General features: G+C 67.0%; 16 protein-coding genes, 1 tRNA gene and 1 pseudogene. 1 reads left to right on the top strand and 17 read right to left on the bottom strand.

Annotated elements, in window-relative coordinates:
• A pseudogene (locus tag VHO04_RS06440) lies at positions 1-141 on the bottom strand (ATP-binding protein); the annotation flags it as partial.
• Positions 142-437: 296 nt separating this feature from the next.
• Here VHO04_RS06440 and VHO04_RS06435 point away from each other — a divergent pair.
• On the top strand, positions 438-929 hold the full coding sequence (locus VHO04_RS06435; protein WP_329627540.1) for a hypothetical protein: 492 nt from the start codon (positions 438-440) through the stop codon (positions 927-929).
• A gap of 150 nt (positions 930-1,079) precedes the next feature.
• Here the strand turns inward: VHO04_RS06435 and VHO04_RS06430 are convergent.
• From VHO04_RS06430 to VHO04_RS06355, 16 genes are all read right to left on the bottom strand, one after another.
• Positions 1,080-1,155: transfer RNA gene (locus VHO04_RS06430), tRNA-Phe, on the bottom strand.
• A gap of 96 nt (positions 1,156-1,251) precedes the next feature.
• The gene (locus VHO04_RS06425; RefSeq protein ID WP_329627539.1) at positions 1,252-1,446 is read right to left on the bottom strand and encodes a DNA gyrase inhibitor YacG; all 195 of its coding nucleotides are present in this window, start codon (positions 1,444-1,446) and stop codon (positions 1,252-1,254) included.
• On the bottom strand, positions 1,436-2,401 hold the full coding sequence (locus VHO04_RS06420) for a ribonuclease (protein ID WP_329627538.1): 966 nt from the start codon (positions 2,399-2,401) through the stop codon (positions 1,436-1,438). The genes VHO04_RS06425 and VHO04_RS06420 overlap by 11 nt, the downstream gene beginning before the upstream one ends.
• Positions 2,394-2,996 carry a Maf family protein gene (locus tag VHO04_RS06415; protein ID WP_329627537.1) on the bottom strand — a complete coding sequence of 201 codons (603 nt, stop codon included), beginning with the start codon at positions 2,994-2,996 and terminating at the stop codon, positions 2,394-2,396. Before VHO04_RS06415 ends, VHO04_RS06420 begins: the two co-directional genes overlap by 8 nt.
• The gene (gene infA, locus VHO04_RS06410) at positions 2,993-3,211 is read right to left on the bottom strand and encodes a translation initiation factor IF-1 (RefSeq protein WP_010162480.1); all 219 of its coding nucleotides are present in this window, start codon (positions 3,209-3,211) and stop codon (positions 2,993-2,995) included. Before infA ends, VHO04_RS06415 begins: the two co-directional genes overlap by 4 nt.
• An 83-nt stretch (positions 3,212-3,294) precedes the next feature.
• Positions 3,295-4,161, bottom strand: a complete 867-nt coding sequence (locus VHO04_RS06405; RefSeq protein WP_329627536.1) for a cupin-like domain-containing protein — start codon at positions 4,159-4,161, stop codon at positions 3,295-3,297.
• 8 nt (positions 4,162-4,169) lie between these two features.
• Positions 4,170-5,342: a GNAT family N-acetyltransferase gene (locus VHO04_RS06400; RefSeq protein WP_329627535.1), complete on the bottom strand. Its 1,173-nt coding sequence runs from the start codon at positions 5,340-5,342 to the stop codon at positions 4,170-4,172.
• 228 nt (positions 5,343-5,570) lie between these two features.
• On the bottom strand, positions 5,571-7,466 hold the full coding sequence (locus VHO04_RS06395) for an XrtA/PEP-CTERM system amidotransferase (RefSeq protein ID WP_329627534.1): 1,896 nt from the start codon (positions 7,464-7,466) through the stop codon (positions 5,571-5,573).
• Between the two features lie 13 nt (positions 7,467-7,479).
• Positions 7,480-8,958 (bottom strand): exosortase A, encoded by a 1,479-nt coding sequence (gene xrtA / locus VHO04_RS06390; RefSeq protein ID WP_329627533.1) that lies wholly within the window; start codon positions 8,956-8,958, stop codon positions 7,480-7,482.
• On the bottom strand, positions 8,955-10,160 hold the full coding sequence (locus VHO04_RS06385; protein ID WP_329627532.1) for a TIGR03087 family PEP-CTERM/XrtA system glycosyltransferase: 1,206 nt from the start codon (positions 10,158-10,160) through the stop codon (positions 8,955-8,957). The genes xrtA and VHO04_RS06385 overlap by 4 nt, the downstream gene beginning before the upstream one ends.
• Positions 10,160-11,239, bottom strand: coding sequence for a FemAB family XrtA/PEP-CTERM system-associated protein (locus tag VHO04_RS06380; protein ID WP_329627531.1), 1,080 nt, complete (start codon positions 11,237-11,239; stop codon positions 10,160-10,162). Before VHO04_RS06380 ends, VHO04_RS06385 begins: the two co-directional genes overlap by 1 nt.
• Positions 11,221-12,081 carry an XrtA system polysaccharide deacetylase gene (locus VHO04_RS06375; protein WP_329627530.1) on the bottom strand — a complete coding sequence of 287 codons (861 nt, stop codon included), beginning with the start codon at positions 12,079-12,081 and terminating at the stop codon, positions 11,221-11,223. The genes VHO04_RS06380 and VHO04_RS06375 overlap by 19 nt, the downstream gene beginning before the upstream one ends.
• A gap of 169 nt (positions 12,082-12,250) precedes the next feature.
• Positions 12,251-13,420 (bottom strand): XrtA/PEP-CTERM system-associated ATPase, encoded by a 1,170-nt coding sequence (locus VHO04_RS06370; protein WP_329627529.1) that lies wholly within the window; start codon positions 13,418-13,420, stop codon positions 12,251-12,253.
• A 13-nt stretch (positions 13,421-13,433) separates the two neighbouring features.
• Positions 13,434-15,158: a hypothetical protein gene (locus VHO04_RS06365; RefSeq protein WP_329627528.1), complete on the bottom strand. Its 1,725-nt coding sequence runs from the start codon at positions 15,156-15,158 to the stop codon at positions 13,434-13,436.
• Entirely contained in the window at positions 15,155-16,186 is a 1,032-nt protein-coding gene (locus tag VHO04_RS06360) for an AAA family ATPase (protein ID WP_329627527.1), read from the bottom strand. Before VHO04_RS06360 ends, VHO04_RS06365 begins: the two co-directional genes overlap by 4 nt.
• A 14-nt stretch (positions 16,187-16,200) precedes the next feature.
• Entirely contained in the window at positions 16,201-17,733 is a 1,533-nt protein-coding gene (locus tag VHO04_RS06355) for an XrtA system polysaccharide chain length determinant (protein WP_329627526.1), read from the bottom strand.
• Positions 17,734-17,753: the final 20 nt, after the last annotated feature.

Here is a 17,753-nt window from a genome sequence, read left to right as displayed (position 1 = left end):
GTGGAACAGCAACTGCCCTCCCGAGCGGGCGAACGGCAGATAACCGAGCTCGTCGAGCACGATCAGGTCGAGCCGCGACAGCTGCGCCGCCAGGGTCCCGCCTTTGCCGATCCGGGTCTCCTCTTCGAGGCGTGTCACCAGCTGGCGACTGCCTGCTGGAAAAATCCACCGGGCCGACTGGGCTGCATCTGTTCGATAGAGCAAAATTGGAAGCAGCTGTTAGCCTAGCAAAATCAGGCGTAAGTGCCTTCAGGTTCTCGAAAGAAACGGGTATCCCTGCGTATGTGGTCGGGACGCTTATTCGGTACGAATTAGTCAGAGAGATATTGGACCCAAACGTTAAAATCCTTTCGCGACAGCCACTTCTAGACCCCGCATCGGTGACGTCCCTGTACGAAGTTTTTGAAAAACTTTCACCGCCGATGAGCGGCCACAATATGACGAGCCTTTCGGACGAACTTGCTTCCGACTTGTCTCCGTTTGCTTGGTCGGCATCTTTGATGGCAGTAAAGAGTGGCGAGCTACCTGCATTCCTCGCTGCCGGCGGGGAACAATGGTGCAAAAGGTTGGTGGTGCAGTCAGGAGTGTTGCGTGACTTTCTCGTCGCCGCGCGAGCTATTCCTCTGCCGGACATGCATATTCCTGCCTGCACTGCCGCACCCATAGTCGGCGTCAATGACGCCGTTCTCGGTCAAGCAGTCAAAGCCGGCTTGCTCCGAAAGCATGAAGAAGGTTTCTTGCTCCATGAGCTAGATGCCTTTCGCGCGACGTACATCTTTCCATCCGAAATTTCTAAATGGTTCAACGGCTCAGGTTTGCGTTTTGCTAGAACGATGGCAGAGGCCGGAATTCACCCGGTGGCGACGCTCAACAAGATCAACATTTGGCAACGCTCTGACGTCGTTCGGATGCTCGGGAGTCAGTTTTAGCGGAATATGAAGCTGATTGAGTCGGCGACACCGGAATAAAGAGTCTGCCCTAAATGGTGCCCCCATCGCAAGAATGGCTGAAAGCCTCAATTTTCTGTCGACAGCTGGAGTCAACGATTATGGAACGCGACATGTCCTGAAAAGAAGAAATGGTGCCCGGGGACGGAGTCGAACCGCCGACACTGCGATTTTCAGTCGCATGCTCTACCAACTGAGCTACCCGGGCACGGGTATCGCGAGGCCGGTCGGCCTGCTGGCGAGCGGCGGCTATAGGCAGGGCGTTTCATCCTGTCCAGAGCCTTTGTTGCGTCAATTTCGCGGGTCAATCGCCTTCGAACCGGGCATCGTCGGTGCCCCCGTCGGGCCCTTCGTGCGTGGGGGTGCGATAGCGTTCGTCGAACCAGTGGTTGAGGTCGCGGTCGCGGCAGCCGCGGCTGCAGAACGGCCGATATTGCTGGACGCGCGGCTTGCCGCAAAGCGGGCATTTGCCGGGTGCGGCGGCGGCTTCATTGGGCATGGCCCGTTCCTTTCATCTGCGCATCGCGCACGAATTCGACCCGCCGCCCGACGCGTGCCTGCAACTCGGCGACCCAGCTGGGATGCGCCGCGATATGATCGGCAACGGCCGGGCGCGCGGTCAGTTGCAACGCACCCGCGCCCTTTGCCCGTTCGGCCTGGCGCAGCAGCAGCGCGGCGTCGGTGGCGACGGGATCGAATCGCACCTGCTCGACCAGCGACGGCCGCTCGCGACGGCGGATGATCTGCATCAGACCGAAGCCGTTGATCGCGGTGCGCTCGAACGGCGGCGGCAGCCATTCGTCGACCAGCGCGTCGATCGCCTGCCGCTCGGCGCGGCCGGCGAGGGTCGGGAAATCGATCGCGATCGACCCGCCAATATCGCAGCAGCGGATGACGTGGATCGCGGCCTCGGCCCCCGCCCGCGCGAGCGCCAGCCCGTTCCCGTCGCCGTCGATGTCGATCAGCGTCATTGCGGGCGTCGTATCGACCCACAGCGCGCCGCCCGCGAACGGCCAATGTCCCGCGCAGATATGCCCGATCAACTCGGACCAGCCCGCTTCCTCCAGACGGTCGGGGCCCATCGCGCCCGGTTCGACGACCGGATATTCCGTCGCCGCGATACGCGCGCGCAGATCGGGACCGGCGCCCACCGCCAGGTCGGACAGGCGCGCGCGCGCCGGCTTGTCGCGGCCGCGCTCGCGCAGCGCCATGCGCGTTATCTCGACGGTCAGCCGCGTTCCCAGCGAAAGCCCCGGCGGCGATGCCAGCGTCGCGAACGGTTCGCCCGGCGCATCGAGCGCAACCTTGCCCGGTTCGACCAGCCGCGCCGCCACCACTGCGCCGACGCGCGGACCGTCGCCGTCGCGTTCGATCCGCGCTTCGACAATCGCCCCGTCCTCGACCAGCGCGGCGCGGCATTCGCCGATACCGGCTTCATAAAACCACTCAGCCAAGCGGCACTCCCGCGCTGCTCAAGAGCGCGCGCGTCTCGAACAGAGGCAGGCCGACGACGTTGGAATGGCTGCCCGACAGAAAGCGGACGAAAACTTCCGCCTTGCCCTGAATCGCATAGCCGCCCGCCTTGCCCATCCCTTCGCCGCTTTCGACATACCAGTCGATTTCGGCCTGACTCAGCACCTTGAACGCCACGATCGTGTCGGTGACGCGAACGCGCGGGCGGCCGTCGGCACCGACGACGCAGACGCCCGACCAGACATGATGCCGCCGCCCCGAAAGCAGCCCGAGCATCCGGCGGAGGTCGGCTTCGTCGACCGGCTTTTCGAGGATGCGGCGCCCGACCGCGACGGTCGTGTCGCCCGCAAGCACCACTTCATCCGGCGCACGCTCGACGGCGAGCGCCTTGCCCGTCGCGAGCCGCGCGACATAGGCGCGCGGTAATTCGCCCTTCAGCGGCGTTTCATCGATGTCGGGGGCGGCCATACGCGCGGGCGTCAGGCCGATGCGCGCCAGCAACTCGCGGCGGCGCGGCGAGGTCGAAGCCAGGACGAGAGCCGGAATTGGCGCGGGAGGTGTCGCCGCGCCGCTCACTTGAAGCGATAGGTGATCCGACCCTTGGTCAGGTCATAGGGGGTGAGTTCGACGAGCACTTCGTCGCCCACCAGAACGCGAATGCGGTTCTTGCGCATCTTGCCGGCCGTGTGGCCGAGAATTTCGTGATCATTTTCCAGCTTCACGCGGAACATCGCGTTGGGGAGCAGTTCGACCACCTGGCCGCGCATTTCCAGAAGTTCTTCTTTCGCCATCTATCCTCTAGGGGCTCGAAATATCGGGATGGGCGCCCATAACGCCAAATGTGCGCAATTGAAAGCAATCTGTAACGGTCGGTTCAGGACACGAGTTTCAGCTTCCGCGCCACCCGCCAGCCGATGGTTTTCGCCCAGGCATAGCTCGGCCATCGCGGCGGCATCGCGGGGTCGAGCCCGATGCGGCGAAGCGTCGCGTTGGCGGCGTGCGCCTCGGACTCGCGGTAACTCCATTCGCTGCGCCAGGTGATCGACAGCGAGATCGAGGGCGCGTCGCCATTGGCGACGAAATGCGGCGCCATCACCGGCATCAGCACCGCGTCGCCGGGGCCAAGCGGCACCTGCTGCGCGCGCTCGCGAAATTCCTCCTGCCACGGCAGATTGCGGTGCCCGCCCAGATGATAGCGTTCATGTTCGGTGCGATGCGCGAAACGTTCGTCGCCCGCGGGCCAGACGTTCATCACCTTGGTGCCGCGCAATTGCAGCAGGATATTATGTTCGGGATCGAAGTGGAAAGGCGTGATCGAACCGGGCGAGGAAATGAAGATGAAGCCCTGCGGCGTCAGCATCGCTCCGGTGCGCGGCGCGACGACGGGTTCGAGTTCGCCGAGCAGATCCATCAGCAGCGTGCGATAGCCGGGCACCGTCTCGATATTCTTGAGCACCGCCCAACTGCGGTTGCTGTCGATCGTGCGGATCGTCTCACCGATCGACAGGCCGTTCGACGGGATATCCTCGGGCCGGATTCCGATCGGCAGTTCGCCGGGATTATATTCGACCTGCGCGGCGGGTAGGTTTTCGCCGAGCGCCGCGAGCGCTTCGAGCGACAGCAGAGGATGATCGGGCAGGCGGTGATGCAGCAGCCCCGCCTCCGCCGGATAGAGCGCTTCCATACGCGCAAGCGTTTCGGCGGGGAAAACCGGCTGGTCGATATTCTGATGGGCCGTCATGGCAGTTCCTATAGGCTGTTTTCGGCGGAAATGGCGCGTTTCCAGCGCCGCCACATTTTTTCCACTTCGACCAGCGCCCGGAAGCGCAGCCGGTCGGTGCCGCCCGCAAGCGGCGCGTTGACCCAGACGAGATGGCGGCGCTCGCGCCAGACGCTGTCGATCATCGGATGGCCGGGCGCGGCGCAGCTGTCGACCCAGTCGATGCGATCGTCGCCCAACAGATCGAGGTTCGCCTGCTGCAACAGCACGCCGGGCGAGAAGCGGGCGAATTCCTCGTCGAACGCGGTCTTGAACGAAAAGCCCCCCGGCGGGCAGAGGAAATTGATCAGCATCGCGAGCGGCCGATCGTCGAGCGCGAGCCGACGCATGTCGAGCTTGCCGGCGCCGACGGCGGCCGCGATGATCGCGCGAAACCACGCCTCGGTATCGCCATGGCTGGCGAGCGCCGATCCGGCCCGGCCTTTCCAGCCGCGCGCCTCGAGATCGAGAAAAGCGTCGATCCAGGGCTCGACCGCCTCATCGGGCTGCCAGCGGCGAAAGGACACCGCGCCCTGTTCGGCGAGCCGGTTCGCCTGGCGGCGAAGCTCCTTGCGCTTCTTCGCGCGCACCGCTTCGTCCCAATAGGCTTCGGCCGAGAGATCGCTGTCGAGGAGTGCGCGTTCCTCGCGGTGCACGGTCTCCGCCTCGCCGCCGCGTCCGCGCACCACCTCGATCAGCGCGCGGTGCAGCGGGCCGTCCTCGGTCAAGCGCGGCACATGGAGCAGAGTGCTTGCCCAGGTCGCGGCATCGCACCAGCCGAGCAGGATCGACCAGAAGAGCGGTTCCATCCCGGCCCGGACAAGCGGCGCGCCATGGAAATGATTGGGGTGCGCCCATCCGGTCACATGGCGCAGCGGCAGGCGTCCATATTTCACCGCGGGCGCAAGCGGCATCACGCCGATCAGCGGCCCCGCGTCGTCGGCGCGCACCATCACCAGCCGCGCCCGCCGCTCGGGATCGAGCAGGTGCAACGCGGGTTGCAGGCACCAGCGCTCGGCAAAGGGGTTCGGCTCGCTCGCCTCCTCTGCCAGCCGGTCCCACGCCTTCGCCAACTCGTCCGAAAGCGACAGCGGGTCGGCGACACGCACGGCAAGCGGCGCGGCATCGGCGGCGCCGATCGGAAAGGCAGGATGGACCGTCATCGGCGGCGAACCTAGCAGCAAGTCGTTAAGAGGGCGTGGCGATTCCTCTACGCCCTTCTATCACCCTCCGCAGATCGAGAGCGACCGATTGCGGACCTGACTTGCATCGTCATCCCGGACTTGATCCGGGATCCATTCTCTCAGCGCCGGATGAATGGATCCCGGATCAAGTCCGGGATGACGAAAGAAAAGAACGGAAACTCCCCACCCCACGGCGGCCATCAGGCATCAAATCCCGAACAGCTTCGCCAGCGATTTCTCCAGCATGAAGAATTGCCAGATCAGCCGCCCATGGTCGCGGCGGCCCGACTGGTGCGCGGCGACGATGCGCTCGATCTCGGCCATGTCGAACCAGCCCGAGCGCGTCAGCGTCGACGAGGTCGCGAGCGCCTTCGCCTGCTCGACCAGCGGCCCACGGAACCAGTGCGACACCGGCGTCACGAAGCCCATCTTGGGGCGATAGAGGATGTCGTGCGGCAAATAGCGCTCCATCGCCTTCTTGAGGATCGCCTTGCCGGTGCCGCCCTGCACGCGCATCGACGCGGGCAAGGTCGCGGCGAATTCGATCAGGCGATAATCGAGCAGAGGTTCGCGCGCTTCGAGGCTGACCGCCATGCTCATCCGATCGGTCTTGGTCAGTATGTCACCGGGCAGCCAGATCATCAGGTCGGCATATTGGGCGCGGTCGAGGGGTTCGGCGGCGGGCGCCTCGGCCATCGCCTTCCAGTAGCGTGCCTCGGCAATATGATCGCCGAGCGCGTGGACCGCGGCGTCATTGAACAGGCGCGCGCGCTGCGCAGGGCCGGTCACCCCGACCGCTTCGGCATAGCCCTCCGCGCCGCTCCGCGACAGACTCGCGAGCGTCGCGCGCGCGCGCAGCGGGCGCGGCGCCCAGTCCATCTGCGGCCAGACGCGCGACAGCGGACCGAACAGCCCCTTGCGCAGGAAACGCGGGATCATCCCGCGCAGCCGCTCCTCCTGATGCTGGAAGACGAGGCGGCGATAGCCCGCGAAGGCTTCGTCGGCGCCGTCGCCCGAGAGCGCGACGGTCACCTCCTCGCGCGCGAGTTCGCAGACGCGGTAGGTCGGCAGCGCGCTCGCATCGGCAAAGGGCTCATCGAACATGTCGGCGATCTTGTCGATCAGCGCGAAATCGCCCGCTGCGACGGTGCGGGTCCGGTGGTCGGTCGCGAAACGCTCGGCGATCTGCTGCGCATAGGCTGTCTCGTCGAGCGCCGCCTGGTCGAAGCCGATCGTGCAGGTCTTGACCGCCTTGGCGCTCGCCTCGGCCATCAGGGCGACCACTGCGCTGCTGTCCACCCCGCCCGACAGAAAGGCGCCGAGCGGCACGTCGGCGACCATGCGGTCGGTCACCGCGGCGCGCATCAGGTGGATCAGATGCTCGGCCGCTTCGCCTTCGCTCGCACGGACGCGTTTCGAGAAATCGGGCGCCCACCAGCGCACCGGCGCGGGAACGGGCTTGCCACGTTCGAGGAGCAGATAATGGCCCGCGGGCAATTTCTCGACCCCCGCGACGATGCAGGCATCGTCGGGAACATAGCCGAGCGCGAGGAAATCCTCGACCGCGGCCAGATTGGCCTCCTGCCGCAGCAGCGGGTGACGGAGCAGGCCCTTCAGTTCAGACGCAAACGCCACCGATCCATCCGACAGGCGGACATGGTGCAGCGGCTTCACCCCCAGCCGGTCGCGCGCGAGGAACAGGCAGCCACGCGCATGATCGTGGATCGCGAAAGCGAACATGCCGTTGAGGCGCGACAGGCATTCGACGCCCCATTGCCGCCACGCCGCGATGATCACCTCGGTATCGCCGCTGGTGCGAAAGCGGTGTCCGCGATCCTCGAGTTCGGCGCGCAACTCGCGGAAATTATAGATTTCGCCATTGTAGGTGAGCGTCACCGCTTCGTCGTCGCTCGCCATCGGCTGCGGGCTGCCCGCGATGTCGATGATCGACAGGCGAAGATGGCCGAGCCCGACGCCCGGCGCGGTCCAGTCGCCCGATCCGTCGGGGCCGCGATGTGCCATCGGGTGCAACATCGCGCGGACGCGCGCGGGATCGACCGGCTTGGCCGTCTCCAGATGATAAATGCCCGCGATCCCACACATATAGGAAGCGGCCTTAGCGCAGTTTCAGCGCGCGGTCAGCCATCGCCTGCGGTCCGCCCGACGCGGAAACGAAATCGATGATCGCATCGCGGCCGCCCTGCCCTTCCTCGCTCGACACGATCAGCGATAGCGCGCGCGGATCGCCGCCGAGCAATCGTGCCTTGAGCCCCGCGAGCTTGGCACCGCGCGAGCTGCCCGTCGCGCGCCCGTCGACGACATACCAGGTCGCGGCATCGCGCAGCACCGGGCCGGGATGGAGCAAGCGGTCGGTCTTGGCGCCCTCGACCGGCGGCAGCGCCGCGCTCCACGCCCATTTGCTGTCAGGGTCGACCGCGCCCTGACCATAAGCGACAACCTCGCGCCCCTCGGCCTGCCGTTCATAGCCGCCAATCGCGACGGTGACGCGGCGCGCTTTCGCATCGGTGAAATCGCGGACCAACCGCTGGTCGGCGCCGTCGAAGCGCGGCATCCATGCCGTCCGTTCCGACGCGGCGATAGTCCATCCGGCGGGGGCCGTAATCGCCATGGCTTCAGGCAGCGGCGCCGAACGACCGCCGATCAGCCAGCCCCAGGCGGCGAAAAGCAAAGGCAGCGCGAGCGCGGCGGGAAGCACGGCCCTCGCGGGTCCCGCATGGCGCGGCAGGCCGCCCAGCCTCGCAACATCGACCGCGACGTCGTTCGCGGGCCGGTCGAACCAGCGCCACGCGATCAGCATCACGAGCAGGATGACGAGCCCGAAAAAGACCCAGCCGTAGAAGACATGGTCGATCCCGCCCGCGCGCTCGATCCCCCAGATTTCGGCAGCGACCATTGTGCCATAGGCACGCAACGCATTGGCGAGCACCGTCGTCGCGAGTGCGAGCGCGACGAAGACGATCCGCCGCGTCCAGCTTTTGAAACAGAGGTGCGCCGCGAACACCGCATAGGCGAGCATCGCCATCAGGAAATTGACCCCCGAGCAGGCCTCCGCCACTTCGAAGAAGCCCGCACGGGTGGTGATGAACACCCCCTCGATCTCGGCCGACAGCCCCGACAGATGAAGCAGTGCGATGCTGATCTTCGCGGTAAGCGTCTGGAGCAAAGGCACCAGTTCCTCGCCGAACGGCACCAGCAGCAGCGCATAGCCGAGCGGAAAGAGCAGCCCGCGCACCAGCTTCTCGCCGAGCGTCACCGCAACCGCCCCCTGCAACATCAGGATCAGCGCGAGTTGGCGGAACAACCCGACCCCCGCCGCCTCGCCGACGAGCCAGACGAGCCCCGCGCCAGCCATCCAGACCAGCGCGGGCCACCAATATGCCGGCGTCAGCGGTTTCAGCAGCGCGGCGCGCTGCGACACCAGCCAGCCGATCATCGGCACCATCAGCAGACAGTGGGTGAAAGTCGAACTATGCCACCAGATGCTGATCATATCGGCGGCATCGGCATGGAAGATCGCGAGGATCACCGCCGACAGGATCGCCAGCGCCGCGAGATGCCGCTGCCAGCGCGTCATGCGTCCAGTCCCAGCAAGTCGGCGAGCGGCGCGAGGCGGGCGTCCCAGCCATAGCGCGCGATCATCCGCGCGCGCGCCGCCCTGCCCATCGTGGCCGCAGCGTCTGGATCGGCGAACAGGCGAACAACCGCTGTCGCCATCGTCGCCGCATCATCGGCAACGAGCAGATGTTCGCCGTCCAAGGCGTCGATTCCGGTCGCGGCGGCGGCGCTCGCGACCACCGGCCGCGCCATCGCCATCGCTTCGAGCAGTTTGTTCTGCACCCCGCGCGCCAGCAGCAGCGGCGCGACCACGGCATCGGCAGCGGCGAGCCATGGGCGGACATCGGGCACCTCGCCGGTGACGGTCACGCCGGGCAGCACCACCAGCGCGCGCACCTCCTCGGTCGGGGCGCGGCCGACGATCGCGAAACGCGCGCGCGGATGCGCCTTGCGCACCAGCGGCAGGATATCGGCGGCGAACCACTGCACCGCGTCGATGTTGGGGCGATAGTCCATCTGGCCGGTGAACACCGCGAGCGGCCCTTCGCCCTCGCCAGCCCTGTCGAACGCCAATGCGGGGTCGAAGCGATCGGTGTCGATGCCGTTCTCGACCGCGAAGACGATATCGCCGCCGAGCCCGCTCCGTGCCCGGAACAGGGCGGCTTCGGCCTCGCTGACGAACAGGCTGGCGTCGACGTTACGCGCGACCTCGACTTCGAACGCGGCGAGCTTTTTCGCTTCGCGCGCGTGAACCCAGTTCAGCGGCTGGCGCTTGTCCTGTTCGGCATAAGTGGCGAATTTCGCCGAATCGACGTCGACGAAATCCATGATCACCGGCCCGTCGAAACGCGCGGGCAGATATTGCGCCATCTGGCCCGAGAAGGCGACGATATGGGTGACGGTGCCGAGCGCGAGCAGCGCCCCGACATGCTCGGCGAGCGCGGCATTCCGGAACAGCCTGTTCGATACCGGCTCGCCGCGCAGCACCGCCTGCACCAGCGCCGCGGGGCGTGAGACATCGCGAACCTCGATGCACAGGCTCTTGCAAAGCGGCGCCATTTTCGCGCGCGCGGCCGCCGCGTCGGCTTCATTGTCGGTGAGCGCGGCGACGTGGACCGGCGCCAGCTTCGCCAGCGCCTCGAACATATGCCAGCTACGAATGCGGTCGCCGCGGTCGGGCGGCCATGGCGCGCGGTGCACCAGAAACAAGATTTCGGCCATTATCCTAGCCCGCGCGCGATCAGGGGGCCGATGCGGTTCGCCGCCCACAGCGGCAGCTTCTTCCAAAGATCGACTTGCCGCCTATATCTGGCGCTGTTGGGGTTGGTGTCGCGCGGCGTTTCGCCCGGCGCGAGCCAGCGCGCATAGACAAGCGGGCGCGGCTCGAAACCCCAATTCTTCTTGTAGGCGAAGGGGCCGGTGCCGACCTTCGAGCGGCCGAAATCGAAGCGCGCGCAGCCCTTGGCGCGCGCATGACACATCAGCGCGAAATACATGCGTTCGTTGGCGCGCAGCCCCCGCGCCTCGGCGGTGCCGCCGCCCCAATAGGGCATGACCGTGCCGCGCCAGTAAAGGCTGAGCACGCTCGCGACCGGCCTCCCGCCGTCGCGCACGGTCAATATGTCGGCATCGTCGCCGAAGGCATCGAGCACCGCGTCGAACAGCGCCTTCGGAAACACCGGCGTGCCGAGATTGCGGACGCTCGTCGCATAGATGCGATAATGGTCGCGGCGCTCGGTGGCGTCGCGGCCCGTCGTCACGGTCAGCCCGCTTTCGAGCGCCTTGCGCACCTCGGCACGCTGCTTGCGCGGGACGGCGAGCAATTCGGCGTCGTCATCGGCGGCGAGGTCGCGCGCGAAACCAGCGTATACGCCTTTTTCGACCCGCCAGCCTTCGCCTTCGGGCTGCGGCCCGCCACGCAGTTCGACCGACGGAACGCCGAGCGATGCAGCAAGCGATGCGGCCGCATCGGCGAGCGCGTTCGCCGCCGCTTCATCGTCGGCGAGCAGGCCTCCATCGACCGCGAAGCCAGTCGCGACGAGCGCCTGTCCGAACAGCGGCGAGCGGATATGGTGGAGCGGCAGCAGGCCGACGATGGTCCCTGCCGTATCATAGGCCGCAAGCACATGGCATTTGTGCCTCGTCGCCTTCGTGATCGCTTCGCACCACGCGCGGGTATGGAAGGGCGTAGCATCGGGATGCGCCGCGACATAGGCGTCCCACGCCGCCGCATTGTCCAGCGGCGCAACCGACAGCTTCGTCACCGGATGCACCGGCGCGTTCACGCCGCGGCGCGCCACGGCTGCGCGCGGTCCTGCTGCGCGGGGAGCAGCGCATCGGCGCGGGTCCATTCAAAATCGGTCAGCAGTTTCTTCAGCTTGCCCGCCATCGCCGACAGGCCGTTGTAATGACGGATCTTCGACTTGATCGGCGCATCGGCGACGCGCGGCTGGCCGGGGTCGATCTCCCACGGATGGAAATAGAGGATCGCGGGATGCCCCTCTGCGTTCATTCGCGCGATCGCCCAGCGCGTGAAGCCATAGGGGAGCAGCCGCATGAAGCCGCCGCCGCCCGCCGCGAGCGTGCGCCCGGCGATTCGCGCGGTCGTCACCGGCCATTCGACGAGATCGCTGCCCGCCACCGGCCGCCAGACATGGCGCGGGCTTTGCGGCCAGCCATAATGGTCGTGGACGACGGGCGCGACGCTCGACGAATAGGCATAGCCCTGCTCGGCAAGCACCGAATGCGCCCAGGGGGTGCGCGTATCGATCGAGAAGCTCGGCGCGCGATAGCCACGGATCGCGACGCCGCCCAAATCTTCGAGGATCGCCCGCGTCTTCTGGAGGTCGGCGGCGAACGCCTCGGCGGTCATCTGGAACACGCGCTTGTGGTCATAACCATGGCTCGCCAGTTCGTGCCCGGCATCGACGATCCGCCGGATCAGCGCCGGATAGCGCTCCGCCACCCAGCCCAGCGTGAAGAAGGTGCCCTTCGCGCCCGCATCGGCGAAAATCTGCAGCACTGCGTCGCAATTCGCCTCGACCCGGCATTCGAGCGCCGGCCAGTCGGCACGGTCGATCGTGCGCTCAAAGGCGCCGACCTGGAACCAGTCCTCGACATCGACCGACAGGCCGTTCTGCATTTTCCCTCACCTTCATCAGCATCTTAGCCGATGATGACTTCAATTGAACCCGTTCGTGTCGAGCGAAGTCGAGACACCCATCGGCGTGGTGCTATCTCGATGGGTGTCTCGACTTCGCTCGACACGAACGGAAAGGGGAGGCGGCTTCACGCCGCCTCTCTCCCGCACCTCACGCGGCCCACACTTCCGACCGGGCAGGGTTGGGCGAATTTTCGGGATCGCGCTCGACCCATTCGATCAGCAGGTCGAGCACGCGGCGAAGCGCGGCGTCCTGTTCGACGAGGCGGGCTTCGAGGCTCGCGATCTGCTCCTTGAGCGCGCCGATCTGCGCGTCGTCGACCGGCGGCGGCACGGGCGCGGTCGCGGCGACTTCGGCGAGCGCCGCAGCCTCCACCGGCGCGGCGAACGGCGGACGATCATCCGCGGCTTCGGCGGGCGCCGGCCAGTCGAGCGGCGCGGTCGCGGCGGCCGCGTGCGCGACGACCTCCTCGACCGGCAGCGGCGCGAGGCTCGCCTCGTCGATGCCGCGGTCGGCCTCGACCTCGGCGATGACGTTGCGGACGTGCTGCGCCGAAATGCGGTGCAGTTCCTCGACCGCGCCGAACAGCAGCAGGCGGCTGACCAGCACATTGAGCTTGCGCGGCACGCCGTCGCTATAGTCGAAGATCAGCTCATACGCCTCGGGCGCGAAGCTGGGATTGCCGGTCCAGCCGACCTTCTTGAGACGGTGGAGGATATAGGGTTCGACCTCCTCGGGCTCCATCGGGTCGAGATGGTGCGTCGCGATCACGCGCTGGCGGAGCTGTTCGAGCGCGGGCGTGTGGAACAGGGTCTGGCGGAATTCGGGCTGGCCGAGCAGGAATATCTGCAACAGCGAATGGTCGCCGAGCTGGAAGTTCGACAGCATCCTGAGTTCTTCGAGCGCCGAGATGGCGAGATTCTGCCCCTCGTCGACGATCAGCAGCGTGCGGCGGCCGGCGCGCGCCTGTTCGCGCAGATATTGCTCGATCGCGCGGAGCAGTTCGGCCTTGCTCTGCCCTTCCCATTCGATCCCGAACTGTTCGGCGACGAGGCGGAGCAGGTCGTCGCCCTCAACCTGCGTCGACACCAGCTTGACCGCGGTCAGGCGATTGGGGTCGATCGTGTTCATCAGATGCCCGACCAGCGTCGTCTTGCCCGCGCCGACGTCGCCGGTGATGACGATGAAGCCCTCGCCCTGCGCGAGGCCGTAGCCGAGGTAGGACATCGCCTTGCGGTGGGTGCCGCTCTCGAAATAGAAGGCCGGGTCGGGCGTCAGCTGGAACGGCCGGCCGGTGAAACCATAATATTGATCGTACATCGAAATTCCCCGATCAGAAGTTGTAGCGCAGTCCCACCAAGGCTGAACCGATAAGCTGGCTGTTGAAGCCGTCCTGGTCGAAGGCGTCGATCGATGCGGCGGCGGTGCCGGTCAGGCTGCGCCAGAAACGCCGCGAATAGGACGCCGACAGACCCGCCGACCGGACATCGCCGACCCCCGGCGCGCCATTGTCGAAATAGTTGAGATAGCCGCTGATCCCGATGCTCGAATCGCTATCGAGCTGCCGCCCCGCGGTCAGGAACAGATAATAGCTTTCGTCGGTCACGCCGTTGAGGTTCGCGATCGCCGAGCCCGCCGGCACCAGCAGGCGGCGGCGGTCGTAACCGAGCCCGACGCCATAGGTCCAGCGGCCGTAGCGCGAGGTCATCACCGCCTGCACGCCGCGGTTGCGATACTGATAGGCGTTGACGTTGCCGAGCTGGTTGTTGAGGCAGCCGCCGGTCGCATTGCCGAAGACGCAGGTGTCGACGTCGCCGCTCAGCGGATTGCGCGTCGGGTCGAATTGCGTCGGCAGCGCCGACAGTCCGCCCGACATGCCGCGGCCGAGGCTCGACAGCCCGTCATAGACGCCGACCTGGAACAGCGTCGCATGGTCGGGCCGATAGGAGAAACTGCCGGTGTAGATGGTGTCGCCATAGCGGCGGCCGACCTTCGCGGTCAGCGAGGTGCGGCGGCTCGGTTGCCACATCACCCCGGCGTCCCAGATCAGCCCGTCAGTGTCGAAGGAAAGCTGGCGCGGCGCCGATTTGTCGGTGACGAAGCGGCCCGATGCATCGCGCACCGGCACGCCGTTCTGATCGAGGACCGGATTGCGCTGGCCGATCTCGATATCTTCATAGCCGACCCCGCCGAGCAGCGCGACGGTCGGGCCGATCGGCACGGTGACGTCGGCGCGGGCATATTTGCCCTCGAACCGCTGGTCGAGCTGGCTCGCATCCTCGCGTTCATAGCCGCCCGAGACCTGCCAGCCGAAGGGCAGGTCGCCGGGACGCTGGCCGATGCTCGCCCAGGCGACATGGTTGGTCGAGCTGTCGAAGACGTCCTGCGCCGCAGCACCGGGCGCGAGCAATGGCGCGGAGCCGACATCGACCTTCGTATAGCCAAAGCGATAGCCCGCCCCGACGTCGAACCCGCCGATGCGCTGCGCCAGCGTCGGGCCGGCATAGACGGAATAAAGGTCGGCGGCGTTGCTCGCGCGGCCGATGAACAGCCCGTCGGCGCCCCGCCCGTCGGCGCTGGTCCGCGTCGCGAGCGCTCCAGCCTCGAGATTGAAACCGCGCGATACTTCGAGCCGCCCGCGCGCGAGGCCGCTGATGATGTCGGCATCGCCCAGCCCGCCCGACTCGCCGAAGCGATGCTCGTAGCGGAGCGTGCCCGCGAGCTCGGCGCGGCGCGTGACGATCGACGCATCGACCCCCGCTGCGACGGTCGTATAGGTCAGCACGTCGCCGCCGTTCTTGAGGTCGGCGGTCAAGACCTGCCCGACTTCGAGATAGGGGGTGACGGCGACCTGGCGCTTTTTCTGCTGACGCTCGCCGCGCTTGCCCTGGCGGTCGGCGCCCGCATCCGGTGCCGACGCGCTTCCCGCGGCAGGCGTGTCCCCGCCGCCCGCGCCCGGGTCGCCCGAAAATTGCGCCTGCGCGCCCGTCGCCGTTCCGGCGAGCAGCAGCGCAGCGAGCGCCGCCCCGCGGCGCAGCTTGAGACTGGTGCGCATCATGACGCGCCTCCTTGTCCATAATAGGTGCCGAAGCGGCGGCCGCCCGGCGAGAATTTGACGCCGTTGAGCAGCAGCTGGATATGCGGACACGCGCCCATCAGGCCGATCGCGTCGCGCAGCGCGGATTCGAGCGTCTGGTCGGCGCGCACCACCATGATGAGCTGGCCGACATGCCCCGCGAGCACCGCCGCGGGTGAGGCCGCGAGCACCGGCGGCGAGTCGAGAATGAGGATGCGGCCCGGCGCCCCCGCCTCGAGCTGCGCGAGCAGCGTCTCGGTGCGCGCGGAAGCGAGCAATTCGGTGTCGTGCATGTGCTGGCTGCCGGCGGGCATGACCTTGAGCCCCGGAATGTCGGTCTGGATCAGGCAGTCGCCCAGGGCCAGATGCGGGTCGGCGAGCGCGTCCATCAGGCCCGGACCATTTTCGAGCCCCTCCTTCAGCCCCAGCGTCTCCAGCACGCTCGGCTTCGCGATGTCGGCGTCGATCAGCAGCACGTCGTGATCGGCTTCGACCGCGAGGCTGAGCGCGAGATTGACCGCGGTGAAGGTCTTGCCCTCGCCCGGATTGGCCGAGGCGATCAGCACGCGGTGGCCGCGCGGCACGACCGGGCGGTTCGCAGTGCCCGCGAAATTGCGGATGATCTCGCGCTTCACGATGCGATATTCCTCGGCGATGCCGGTGACCGGCGCGCCGGGGACGACCATGCCGCGCGCGGCGAGGCGCTCGCGGTCGATCGTGCCCTGACGGTTGGGCACGATCGCAGGCGCGGCCCTGGCAATCTCCTTGCGGGGCGAGGGCTTCGCAGGCGCGGGCTCGACCGCGGGCGCGGCCTCGACCACCGGCGCTTCGGGCGGCAGCACGTCGGCAGGGGTTTCCTTCGCCTTGACTTTCTTCGCCTTTTTCTCGGGCTCGGGCGGCAGTTTCGAGACGTCGATCGTTGCCGCATTCTTTGCGGGATCGAGGCCGAACATGTCGGCGGCGCGTTCGAGCAGCGAGGGTGGGCGCTTGACGGGGCGTTGATCGTTCATGTCGTCTTCCCCGTTCACGCGACCATGCCGCGCTGGACAAATTCGGCGATCAGCAGCAGCGCATAGAGGCCGACAAGCGCCGCCGCACCGCCGCCGAGCCAGACGAGGCGCTTGCGCCGCTCGACATGGCGATCGGGCGTCACCACCTCGGTGATCGATCCGATCACGGGCAATCCGCTCGCACGTTCGAGCTTCGCCGCGGTCGCGTAGCTGGCGCGCACCTGCGACAGGGCAAAGGCCGCGCCGATGCCGCCGCCGATCCCTGCCAGAAGCACCAGCGTCAAAAACAACGGCCGGTTCGGCGCCGCCGGGCTCGTCGGCTTCGACGGCGGGTCGAGCAGTTCGACCTTGATCGCGTCGGTTTCGGTCTGCACCTCGCCGCGCAGCCGCACCTGCTCGCGCTGGGCGAGCAGCTTGTCATACTGCGCCTTGAGCGCGGTATATTCGCCGTTGATCCGGTCATATTCGGCCGCGATGCCGGGGTTCTGGATCTGCTGCGAGGTGATCTTCGCAATGTCGCCCATGAGCTGCGTCTTGCGCGCCGACAGCGCGCTGACCGTCGCCTGGCGATCGGCGCGCATCGCGGCGAGCGAGGCATAAGCGGGGTTCTGCATCCCGCCGCCGCCGCTGCCTTCGCGGTCGGCCATCGCCTTCAGCGAGGCGATCTGGCTCTTGAGCGCGATCACGTCGGGATGCGCGTCGGTCAGGCCGCGCGCGCGCATCGATGCAAGCTCGTTCTGCGCCCCGGCAAGCTGCTGGCGCGCGACACCGCCGCCGACTCCGCCGACGCCCGGCACCGTCGCGGGGGTCGCCGAAAGCTGGCCGTTCGCCGCCGCAAGCTGCGCCTGCGCGGAGACGAGCTGCGAATCGATCTGGCTGAGTTCGGCGCGCGCGGCATCGACGCGCTGCGCGGGCGATCCGCTGCCGCCGGGGATCAGCCCGATATTCTGCGCCTCAAACGCGCCGCGGCGCGCCTCGACCTCGCGCAGCCCCTTTTCGCGTTCGGCGATCTGCGCATCGAGAAATTTGAGGCCCTCGCGCGCGTCCATCCGCCCGCCGCGAAGCTGATCGTCGCGGAACACGGTGATCAGGCTGTCGAGCACACCCGACGCCAGCTTCGCATTGTCGGCGTCGGACAGGCTACCGACCCCGACCGACGAGGTGATCTCGAAGATATTCTGCTGCTGCGGGACGACCTTGATATTCTTTTGCAGCATCGCGACGGCACCCGCCTTGTCGCGCTCGCCGGCGTCGGCGCCGATCAGTCCCGTCGTCAACGCGACCTTTTCAAGGTTGCGCGCGCTGGTCAGCGTTTCGCGAATCTGGTCGATCTGCCGGGCGCCCGAATAGGGGCTGCCGCCGGCATCGTCGGGCAGTATCTGATTGACCTCGACGAGCAGCCGCGCGCGGCTATCATAACGGTTCGGGATCGACGCGACCGCCAGCCAGCCGAGAATGCAGATGCCCCACGCGACGCCCAGCACCAGCCAGCGCCGCGTCCAGACGCTGTGCACCACCACCCGGATTTCGTCGTAAAGGCCGTTCATCGTCTGGTTTCAATCCTTGG

The organism is Sphingopyxis sp., assembly GCF_036261875.1.
Classification (GTDB): Bacteria; Pseudomonadota; Alphaproteobacteria; order Sphingomonadales; family Sphingomonadaceae; genus Sphingopyxis.
This window is presented reverse-complemented; position numbering and strand designations above follow the sequence as displayed.